The 9,521-nt window shown below is 71.3% G+C and carries 9 protein-coding genes; 5 read left to right on the top strand and 4 right to left on the bottom strand.

What is annotated here, in order from left to right:
- Positions 1 to 209: rhodanese-like domain-containing protein (locus tag FJ309_09890; protein ID MBM3954909.1), on the top strand; the 209-nt coding region annotated here is incomplete at its 5' end.
- On the opposite strand, the gene FJ309_09885 is transcribed toward FJ309_09890, so the two are convergent.
- Positions 203 to 1,411: a GTP-binding protein gene (locus tag FJ309_09885; GenBank protein ID MBM3954908.1), complete on the bottom strand. Its 1,209-nt coding sequence runs from the start codon at positions 1,409 to 1,411 to the stop codon at positions 203 to 205. The genes FJ309_09890 and FJ309_09885 overlap by 7 nt on opposite strands.
- 13 nt (positions 1,412 to 1,424) lie before the next feature.
- On the opposite strand from FJ309_09885, the gene FJ309_09880 reads away from it, so the two are divergent.
- Together FJ309_09880 and FJ309_09875 are read left to right on the top strand one after the other, a co-directional pair.
- Positions 1,425 to 2,078, top strand: coding sequence for a thioredoxin-dependent thiol peroxidase (locus FJ309_09880; protein ID MBM3954907.1), 654 nt, complete (start codon positions 1,425 to 1,427; stop codon positions 2,076 to 2,078).
- Positions 2,079 to 2,226: 148 nt separating this feature from the next.
- Complete coding sequence (locus tag FJ309_09875; protein ID MBM3954906.1) at positions 2,227 to 2,859, top strand: hypothetical protein; 633 nt, start codon at positions 2,227 to 2,229, stop codon at positions 2,857 to 2,859.
- An 18-nt stretch (positions 2,860 to 2,877) separates the two neighbouring features.
- Here FJ309_09875 and FJ309_09870 read toward each other — a convergent pair whose 3' ends face one another.
- Entirely contained in the window at positions 2,878 to 4,566 is a 1,689-nt protein-coding gene (locus FJ309_09870; GenBank protein MBM3954905.1) for a 30S ribosomal protein S1, read from the bottom strand.
- On the opposite strand from FJ309_09870, the gene FJ309_09865 reads away from it, so the two are divergent.
- Positions 4,547 to 5,881, top strand: coding sequence for a transglutaminase family protein (locus tag FJ309_09865; GenBank protein ID MBM3954904.1), 1,335 nt, complete (start codon positions 4,547 to 4,549; stop codon positions 5,879 to 5,881). The genes FJ309_09870 and FJ309_09865 overlap by 20 nt on opposite strands.
- Positions 5,882 to 5,967: 86 nt before the next feature.
- On the opposite strand, the gene FJ309_09860 is transcribed toward FJ309_09865, so the two are convergent.
- On the bottom strand, positions 5,968 to 7,191 hold the full coding sequence (locus FJ309_09860) for a sugar phosphate isomerase/epimerase (protein MBM3954903.1): 1,224 nt from the start codon (positions 7,189 to 7,191) through the stop codon (positions 5,968 to 5,970).
- On the opposite strand from FJ309_09860, the gene uppP reads away from it, so the two are divergent.
- Positions 7,190 to 8,119 carry an undecaprenyl-diphosphatase UppP gene (gene uppP, locus FJ309_09855; GenBank protein ID MBM3954902.1) on the top strand — a complete coding sequence of 310 codons (930 nt, stop codon included), beginning with the start codon at positions 7,190 to 7,192 and terminating at the stop codon, positions 8,117 to 8,119. The genes FJ309_09860 and uppP overlap by 2 nt on opposite strands.
- On the opposite strand, the gene FJ309_09850 is transcribed toward uppP, so the two are convergent.
- The gene (locus tag FJ309_09850) at positions 7,987 to 9,414 is read right to left on the bottom strand and encodes a sigma-54-dependent Fis family transcriptional regulator (GenBank protein MBM3954901.1); all 1,428 of its coding nucleotides are present in this window, start codon (positions 9,412 to 9,414) and stop codon (positions 7,987 to 7,989) included. The genes uppP and FJ309_09850 overlap by 133 nt on opposite strands.
- Positions 9,415 to 9,521 lie beyond the last annotated feature (107 nt).

The following is a 9,521-nucleotide window of genomic DNA, read 5'->3' as shown; positions in this document are numbered from 1 at the left end:
TGCTGATCCCGACGCAGGAGATTCCGCAGCGCCTTGGCGAGCTCGAATCGCACCGCGATCGGCTGCTGATCGTGCACTGCCATCACGGGATGCGCAGCCTCCGCGTCGCCGGGTGGCTCCGGGAGCAAGGGTTTTCCCAGGCGACGAGCATGGCCGGAGGAATCGAGGCCTGGAGCACCGCGATCGACCCTCGGGTGCCACGCTACTGATCGAAGTCGCCGGCGGGCGGCCCCAGCCGTCCGAGGATCGCATCGATCTCGGCCATCTGGCGAGCCGTGAATGGCACCGCGCCGACGAGGAGATCGGGGTCGCTCCGTCCGGTAGGGATGAGGCGGTCGACGATCGCCTTCGCGAGCGTGTCGATACCGGTGCCCGAGATCGCCGAGGTCGCGATCGCTCCCCGGGGGAGATGGGCGTTCGGCGCACGATCGTGCTTGGTGACCACGACGAGGTCGGCCGGCCCGATCACCGGCGGTGCGGCGGCACCCGCCTCCCGGACGAGGAGCACCAGATCGGCATCCGCGGCTGCCCGCGCGGCCGCGGCGATCCCCGCAGACTCGGTCGGCGCGGCCGGCTCACCAGGGGCGCGGTGGCCGGCCGTATCGACCAGATCGATCTCCCAGCCGTGAATGACGACGGGGGTGACGAGCAGATCGCGCGTCGTCCCCGGGACGGATGAGACGATGCTCCGCGCGTGGCCCGCCAGCGCGTTGACGAGGCTGCTCTTGCCGGCATTGACCGGGCCCGCGAGGACGACGCGCCACGGGTCCACCAGCCGCCGGCCGATAACGGCCGCCGCGCGCAATCGCGAACCGAGGGCGCGGGCCGCCGCCGGATTCTCGTCGACGAGCCTGCGGAGGTCGGCCAGCGCCCGGTCGAGTGTTCCGGTGAGTTGCCGGGCGAGGATCGACGCCGCCCGCGGGCCGCCGACGCGGCACAGTGCCTCACGGGCCTCGATGGCTACCACGCCCACACCGACGTGCCCGAGCCATTCCCGCCAGTCGATTACCGCCGCCCCGCCGGCGGCGAGACCGCCGAGCACGTGGGCCGGGGCGGCCGCGCCGCCGTGGCAGTGGACTTCATGGACGCTCCAGCCACCCTTGGGCACGACCGTGACGACCACCTCCTCCCCCGCGCCACCGGGCAGCACCGGTGCCCAGCGCCCGACCCGTACGCCTGACGCGGGCAAACCGCCGGCGAAGGGACGGAACAACCGCATGACCAAGTCGCCGGCGCCCGGCCCGGCGACGCCAACCACCGCCAGCGCCCCGCGCCCGGGCGGCGTCAGCAGCGCCGCGACGGGAGCGACTGGCCGCGACGGTTCGCCCCCGCTACAACCCTGGGCATCAGCGGCGGCCGCCGAGCGGCCCGGCCGCCGGCGCGGCTGCCCGGGGGCATCACGATCGTTCACGAGGAGTCATCCGATGGCGAAGAAAGTCCGTCGTTCCACCAGCCAGGCCGGCAAGCCTACGAAGAAACCGGCCGGCGCCTCCCGCAAACCGACGAAATCCGCCGTCCGCCGCGTGGTACGCACACCGCCGGCACCGGCCACAGGCGGCCGTCCGGCGGCCCGGAGCCCGGCGCCGGCGAAGGCCGGCCCCGCGGCCGACGGTTGGCTGGCGGTCGGCAGCCTCGCTCCCGATTTCACCCTCCCTGATCACGCCGGGGTGAGTGTCTCGCTGGCAGCGCTCCGCGGGAAGCCAGTCGTGATCTTTTTCTACCCCAAGGACGACACCCCCGGATGCACGGTCGAGGCCTGCGGCTTCCGCGACGCCGCGGCAAGGTTTGGCAAACGTGGTGCCGTCGTCATCGGGATCAGCCCCGACGGCCCCGCGAGCCATGCTCGCTTCCGCACCAAACACAAGCTCCCCTTCACGTTGCTGGCCGACGAGGCCCACACCGTCGCCGAACAGTTCGGAGCGTGGCGGGAAAAGAGCCTGTATGGGCGGAAATACATGGGAATCGCCCGGAGCACGTTCGTCATCGATGCCAAGGGGCGGGTCGCCCGCGTGTTCACGACGGTCAAACCGGCCGGCCATGCCGACGAGGTCCTGGCGGCGCTCACCGACCTCGGCTGAGGCGGTGCGGCAGAACCCTCACGACCGGTCACCTCGGGCACGGTCCGCACCGTCGGCGGCGCCGATCGGCGGTGGTGCGGCCTCCCGGCGCGGCCGCGGGGTGTAGGGTTTGGGGCGCCGTGCCCCGCCGTCCCCTGCCGTGCCGATCATGCAGTCGTTTCTCGCCCGCTGCTGCCTGGTCGCGCTGTTGCTGACGGGGTTCGTCTGCACCGGCGACGTTTCGAGGCTGTCGCGTGGACTGGGCCGGTTGATCGGCGCCAGCGACGTCCCCGATGCGGCGGTGCCGGCCCGCAAACCGTCGGCGGTGACTCCACCCGTCGAACAGGCGCCGGCAGCCGATTCCCTCCAGCCGGCCAACGCCCTCCTGCCCCTGGGGCGATTCGACGTCGAGGACCCCTCCGACCCGCTGGCGTCGCGGCCGATCGACGCGCCTCCGACCAACGGCATCGCCGTCGTCGAGATCGCGACGCTCGCGCCGGGCACGCGGATCCACGTCTGGATCGGTCAGGGTGGCCGCTGGGTGAGGCGCCGGGCCGTGGAGGTGATCCGCCTCGACGTCATCGATCCGGCCGCGGGCGAGGTGCTCGAATACCGCCACTGCGCGACGGCCACGAGCGACACTCCACCACTGCCGCCGCGACGGATGCGCCTCGCGACCGGCGTCATCACCCGCGACGACGACCTCACGCGGCTCCCGGTGGGATCGCTCCACGACCAGGCCGGTGGCTCCAGGATGGAAAGCACCGGGCCGGTGCTGGCGATCACGATCGGCCCCGCCTGACGGTCCACCACCCCGCGGTCAGAAGTCGGCCTCGCCTTCCCGCGCCTCGCGTTCGCGCGACCAGCCGACCCGCTTCTTGGAGAGGCCGATTTTCCGGTCGTCGGTGTCTACCCGGAGGATCTTGACCTCGATCGCGTCGCCGACCTTCACCACCTCCTCCGCGCTCTCGACCTTCTCGTCGGCGAGCTCGGAGATGTGGAGCAGCCCCTCGAGGCCGTCCTCGAGGCCGACGAACACGCCGAAGTTGGTGATCTTCGTCACCGTTCCCTTGACGACGTCGCCGGGCTTGTAGCGGTGGGGGATGTCGGTGGTCCAGGGATCGTCGTGCATCTGCTTGAGACCGAGGGCGATCCGGCGGCGCTGCTGGTCGACCGACAGCACCTTGCACTCGACCTCCTGACCCTTCTCCACCATCTCGCTGGGATGGGTGACCTTGCGGGTCCACGACATGTCCGTGACGTGGAGCAAGCCGTCGATCCCGTCGTCGATCTCGATGAACGCGCCGTAGTTGGTGAGGTTGCGCACCACCCCCTTGACGATCGCGCCCGGCGGGTAGTCGGCGGCGACCTTCTCCCACGGGTTCTGCTGCGTCTGCTTCATCCCCAGGGAGATTTCCTGCTTCTCCTTGTTGATGTTGAGGACGACCACCTCGACCTCGTCACCGGGCTTGACCAGTTCGCTGGGATGGCTGACCCGCTTGGTCCAGCTCATCTCGCTGATGTGGACCAGGCCCTCGACGCCGTCCTCGAGCTTCACGAAGGCGCCGTAGCTCATGACGTTGACGACGGTGCCCTTGCAGACGGTGCCCACCGGGTACTTGTCGGCGACCTTGGCCCACGGGCTGGCGGTCCGCTGCTTCATGCCGAGGGCGATCTTCTCGCGGTCGCGGTCGATGTGCAGAACCTGGACCTCGATCTCCTGGTCGATCGACACCATCTCGCTGGGGTGTCCGATCCGGCCCCAACTCATGTCGGTGATGTGGAGCAGGCCGTCGATGCCGCCGAGATCGACGAACGCGCCGAAGTCGGCGATGTTCTTGACGATGCCGCGGCGAACCTGGCCGACCTCGAGCGTCTCCATGAGCTGCTTCTTGCGCTCGGCACGCTCCTGCTCGATCAGCGCCCGGCGCGAGACGACGATGTTGCGCCGCGACTCGTCGATCTTGAGCACCAGGCACTGGATGCAGCGCCCGCAATAATCGCCGATGTCGGCGGGACGACGGATGTCGACCTGGCTGGCGGGGAGGAAGACGTTGACCCCGGAGATGTCGACGAGCAGGCCGCCCTTGATCTTCCGGGTCACGAAGCCGGTGACGACGTCGTTCTCCTTGACGCTCTCCATCACCCGCAGCCAATCCTCGATGCGGCGTGCCTTCCGCTTCGAGAGGGTGATCAACCCACGCTGTTCCTCGAGGGCGCCGTCCTCGAACTCCTCGAGGAGCACCTTGACCGAGTCGCCGATCTGCGGCGGGGGCTCGGAGTCGTCCCACTCGTTGCGCGGGATGTAGCCCTCGCTCTTGTAGCCGACGTCGACGAGGACGAATTCGTCGTCGACCCGCAGGACCTTCCCCTCGAGGACCGAATTGACCGACAGCGAGGCCCCACCCCCCTCGTAGGCGTCGCCGTCGGTGCCCGACATCGCCAGATCGATTTCCTGGTCCAGTTCGTCGCCGATCTCCAATTCGCGGATGAGGTTGCGGTTGACCATGCTGGTGGGGAGTGGGGAGGGTGGGGGGTGTGGGAAAGCAGGGAAGCGGGCAGACCTTCCGCCCGGAAAAACTCCCAAAAAACGGGAATCCCTGAGTATATCAGCGGAGGCGGCAGCGAACAATCGATCGCTTTGCCCTGTTTCCGGAGTTTGCCCGACCGAAAGGGGCGCCCGGCACCCGGGCCTGACGCATGTGTCTGGCCGATACCTCGGTTGGGCCGCGACGTGCGGTCGGCGTTCGCCCCGCCGGCCGGCACGCCGATCGGCACCGCCACCGACGGCACGGGGAGGGCGAGCGCTCCGGGAGAAAACGATGGCCGAACGCAGACCGCTGCCCGGCAGCGCCACACGCCTGCCGCGGCGCGCCTCGATGATCCTCGGGACGCTCGCGGGCTGCGGTGCGCTGGCCCGCCCAGCGCGGGCCCAGTTTGCCGATGCAGCCCCGCGCCCCGGTGGGCCGTCGCTCGGTGACGTCCGCCGACAGCGCTACAAGGTCGGGATGATGGTGACGGCCGTGGGCGGTGCCGTGCGCGGCCTGTACGCCACGATGCCGGTCCCCGATTCATGGCCCGAGCAGCGCGTCGAGGTTGCGGGCGAAGACCTGTCCCCTGATGTCCGCACGCTGCGCTACCGGAGCCTGCCCGGTGGCGTGAAGCAGCTGGTCGTCGAGATACCAGACCTCCCGGCCGGCGAACGGGCCCGGGCGCTGGTGACGTTCGAACTCGACCGGGCGGCGCTCGTGGCGCCCGAGGACATCAGCGCCCTCCGCATTCCTGAAAAACCGTCCCGCGAGCTCCGGCCCTACCTCGCCCCGAGCCCGTACATCGAGAGCCGCCATCCGCGGATCGTCAAGCTCGCCAAGGCCACCGCCGCCGATCGCGAGGGCTGGGGACTGGTCGAGGCGCTGTACGACACCGTCCGCGAGAAGGTCGAGTACCGCAACGGCCCCCTCAAGGGCGCCGCCCGGGCGCTCGCCGACGGTTGGGGCGATTGCGAGGAGCTGACCTGCCTGTTCATCGCGATGGCGCGCGCGATGGCAGTGCCGGCCAGGACGGTATGGGTCGAGGGGCATTGCTACCCGGAGTTCCACCTCGTCGACGGGTCGGGCGAGGGATGGTGGTTCCCCTGCCAGGCCGCCGGATCGCGCGCATTCGGTGGAATGCCCGACCAGCTCCCGATCCTCCAGAAGGGCGACGCCTTCCGCGATCCAGACCGCCCGGCGCAGACGCTCCGCTACGTCTCGGAATTCGCGCGCGGCGCGACCAGCGACGGCGCCGGCTCGCCGAAAATCCAGTGGATCCGCGAAGGGGCCTGACGCCCCGACACCCCACCTCCCGCGGGCCGAGCGGGATCGACCGCCGTAGAGGCCGTGGAAGGAGCGGAGGCCAACGGGGCCAAAGCTCAGGTCGCCGGGCCGCGGCTCGGCACCGCGCCGCTGCCGGGGACCGGGGCCGGGCCCCCCTCGTCGCCGATCCGCCCCGGTTCGCGGACGACCGGTGCGAACCAGCGCGGTGTGATCGGCAGACCGGCGGCGCGCCACGCCGCATCGAGGCGGTCGCCAGAGAGGCGCACGATCTTCTCGCGCCCCCGGCCGACGAGCGTTTGCCGATCGGCCCACGGCGTCACCGGGCCATCGAAGCCGGCGTCACGGGCCGCCGCGAGAATCGCGGCCGAGTCGACAACCCCTGTCTCCCCGGGCATCAATCGTTGGCCGGGATGGAGCTCCGCTCCGGGCGTCTCACGCGGAGCGTCGGAGAGCCGCACCTCGACGATTTTTCCGGCGGGGATCTGCCCGATGATCGACAACGGCTCGCCGGTCACCGCCAGCGCCCAGCCATCGACGACGACACCGATCGCCGGGTGCGAAGCCGCCACCAGACCGATCAGGCCCTCGTAGGTGTGGATGAATTGCAGCGACTGACCGGCACGGAGCTCGGTCTCCGGCACCAACACCAGCCCGACCTGGATGCCGTGGGAGGCGGCGAGATCGCCGAGGGTGTTCAACCGGCTGCGGTGCAACTCGAAGAAGTCCTTGAACGAATGCTTGTCGCTGCCCGGGGCCACGGGCACGACGGCCCGCGACAGCTCGGTGGCCCGTGCCAACTCCATCCGCTTGCCGAGCTCCTTCACCTGCGCGTCGAACCGCTCGTCGTGGGTGTCGAGCGTGACGGGAATCTGGAACACGCCCGATTTCAGCCGGGCGCTGACCATCAACCGGCGGGCGTGCTCGACACCGAAGATTTCCGCCTGCCGCTGGAAATCGACGATGTCGATGTCCATCCCGTCGAAGCCGAACGAGAGGGCCAATTCGATGAGCTCGCTGGGACGGCCGGACAGGGGCAGGCCGACGGTGCTGAGATTGCGGAACATGCGGCGAACGACTCCTGGCAGACGGTTGAAAGGCCCGCCCCCACACGATGCGGCGTCCGTCGACTCCGGCACCCGGTGGGGCGCCTGGTGTCGATCGGGTGGCAACCGTCGACGATGACGGCTGCCATGGCCAACTGGCTGGGGAGCGGCGGATGGGGCATTATGCTCTCCGCCGTCAGGCGAGGGAAGATCCAGACCCCCTCCTCCGCCCTCGCTCTCCGGCCCCGGCTCCCTCCGTCCGCCATGATCCGCCATGAGCAGCCTCACGATCCTCGATGCAGTGATCCTCGGGATCGTCCAGGGGCTGACCGAGTTCCTGCCGATCTCGAGCACCGCGCACCTGCGGATCGTGCCCGCCCTGCTCGGCCGGGGGGACCCCGGCGGGGCGTTTTCGGCGGTCATCCAGCTCGGCACCCTGGCGGCGGTGGTGGCGGTCATGTGGCGCGACCTGCGCCGCCTCGCCGGCGGCTGCCTGACGGCGCTGGCCAGCGGCCGCCCGTTGGCCAACCCCGAATCCCGGACGGCCCTGGCGATCGTCGTCGGCACCGTGCCGATCGTCGTCTGCGGGCTGCTGTTCAAGGACCTCATCAAGGGCCCGCTGCGGTCGCTGGAGTCGATCATCGCCGCCCTCGTCGGGGCCACGGTGGTGATGGCCGCGGCCGAGATCGTCGCCCGCCGCCGCGCCGGCCACGGCCAACACGGTCGTCACGGCCTCGACGCGGTGACCTTCCGCGACACGCTCGCGATGGGCTGCGCCCAGGCGCTGGCGCTGCTCCCGGGCACGTCGCGGAGCGGGATCACGATCGCGACGGGCATGTTCGCGGGACTCGACCGGGCGACCGCGGCGCGGTTCTCGTTCCTGTTGTCGCTGCCGGCGATCACCGCGGCCGCGGTGCTCGAGGCGGTCGAAGAGCGCGCGGCGATCCTCGGATCCCCCGACGCCCGCGCCGCGATGATCTGGGGCACGGCGACAGCGGCGCTGGTCGGCTTTCTCTCGATCCGCTGGCTGCTGCGGCTCCTCGCGACGCGGACGCTGTGGCCGTTCGTCGCCTACCGGCTCCTGCTCGCCGCGCTCCTGGCGGCGCTGCTTGCGGCCGGGCGGCTCCCGGAGCCGGCGGCGGCGGGGCTCCCCGGCGGCGGCAGCGAACGCGGATCCATCCCCAATCGCTTGAGCTTCTTGTAGAGCGCGGTGCGGTTGATTCCCAGGTGCCGCGCGGCGGCGTCGCGCCGCCAGCCGTGGCGCTCGAGCGCCTCGAGGATCAGCCGGCGCTCGGGATCGAACAACGCCTCGCGGAGCGCCCCCGGACGTTGGCCACCGCCGGCAGCGGCGATCGCCGGCGGCAGGTCGGCGACATCGATCAACGGCGACCGGCCGAGGAACACCGCGCGCTGCACGGCGTGCTCCAATTCGCGGACGTTGCCCGGCCAGGGGTAGCGGGCCAGCGCCGCCAGGGCCGCCGCCGTGAAACCGAGCGATTCGCGTCCGGCCCGGGCGGCGGCGGCGGTGCGGAAGTGGTCGGCCAGCACGGCAACGTCGTCGGGCCGCGCGCGCAGCGGCGGCAGGTCGATCGACACCACGTTGACCCGCCAGAACAGGTCGGCGCGGAACCGCCCCGCCGCCACCAGGGCCTCGAGATCCTCGTGGGTCGCGAGGATCACGCGCGTGTCGACGGTGCGGGTCCGGCCGCTGCCGACCGGCTCCAGCCGCCGTTCCTGGAGGACGCGCAGCAGCCTCACCTGCAGCGCCGGCGACGCCGTGGCGATCTCGTCGAGGAAGATGGTGCCCCCGTCGGCCTCGACGAACCGGCCCGGGCGGTCGGCCACCGCGCCGGTGAACGCCCCGGCGACGTGGCCGAACAACTCGCTGTCAAGAAGGCCGTCGGCGAGGCTCCCGCACGACACCTCCACCAGCGGCCGCGCGGCGCGCCGGCTGGCGGCGTGGATCGCCCGCGCCAGCAGCGACTTGCCGGTGCCGCTCTCGCCGGTGACGAGCACCGTGGCATCGGTCGCCGCAATCCGGAGCGCGGTCTCGAAGGCCTGGCGGAAGACCGGATCGCGTCCGAGCGGCGTTGCGGTCGGAGCGGCATGCGTCTTTCCGCGGAGCCGGGCGGCTTCGCGGGCGGCGCTGATCCCCGCCTCGAGATCGGCGTCGGCCGGCAGCGGACCGACGACGGCGTCGGCCCCCGACTCAGTCGCATCGGGGCCGGTGGCGGTGCGGATCACGAGCGTGGCGGCTGCGGGCAAGGCACGGGCCAACGCCGCGAGCAGCGCCGGCGCGTCGGGCAGCCCACCGTCGATCACACACACGTCGCAGGACCAGCGGCCGACGAGGCGCTCGGCCTCGCCGCGCGATCCAGCCGCGCGGGCGTGCCAGCCGGTGCGGCACAGCCACTCCGCCAGCGCCGAAGCAGCGCGGCGGTCGTCGTCGACGACGAGCACGCGACCGGGGCCGCGCGGGGAGGTGCGAGAAGACGCCATGCCAGGCTCCGACGGAATGTCACCGTCAGAACCTAGGTCGCTCCGTCACGCCGGCAAACTCACCGCAGCCGTCAGGCCCTGCCGCGCGGCGCAGCCCGCCCGCACCA

This window comes from Planctomycetota bacterium, assembly GCA_016872555.1.
Classification (GTDB): Bacteria; Planctomycetota; Planctomycetia; order Pirellulales; family UBA1268; genus F1-20-MAGs016.
The sequence above is the reverse complement of the archived record's forward strand: the minus strand, read 5'-3'. Positions and strand labels throughout refer to the sequence as shown.

Coding starts and splice junctions, on each gene's coding strand:
- FJ309_09880 (MBM3954907.1), top strand. CDS start 1,425: ATGGCGAAGAAAGTCCGTCGTTCCACCAGCCAGGCCGGCAAGCCTACG.
- FJ309_09875 (MBM3954906.1), top strand. CDS start 2,227: ATGCAGTCGTTTCTCGCCCGCTGCTGCCTGGTCGCGCTGTTGCTGACG.
- FJ309_09865 (MBM3954904.1), top strand. CDS start 4,547: ATGAGGTTGCGGTTGACCATGCTGGTGGGGAGTGGGGAGGGTGGGGGG.
- FJ309_09870 (MBM3954905.1), bottom strand. CDS start 4,566: ATGGTCAACCGCAACCTCATCCGCGAATTGGAGATCGGCGACGAACTG.
- uppP (MBM3954902.1), top strand. CDS start 7,190: ATGAGCAGCCTCACGATCCTCGATGCAGTGATCCTCGGGATCGTCCAG.
- FJ309_09860 (MBM3954903.1), bottom strand. CDS start 7,191: ATGGCGGATCATGGCGGACGGAGGGAGCCGGGGCCGGAGAGCGAGGGC.
- FJ309_09850 (MBM3954901.1), bottom strand. CDS start 9,414: ATGGCGTCTTCTCGCACCTCCCCGCGCGGCCCCGGTCGCGTGCTCGTC.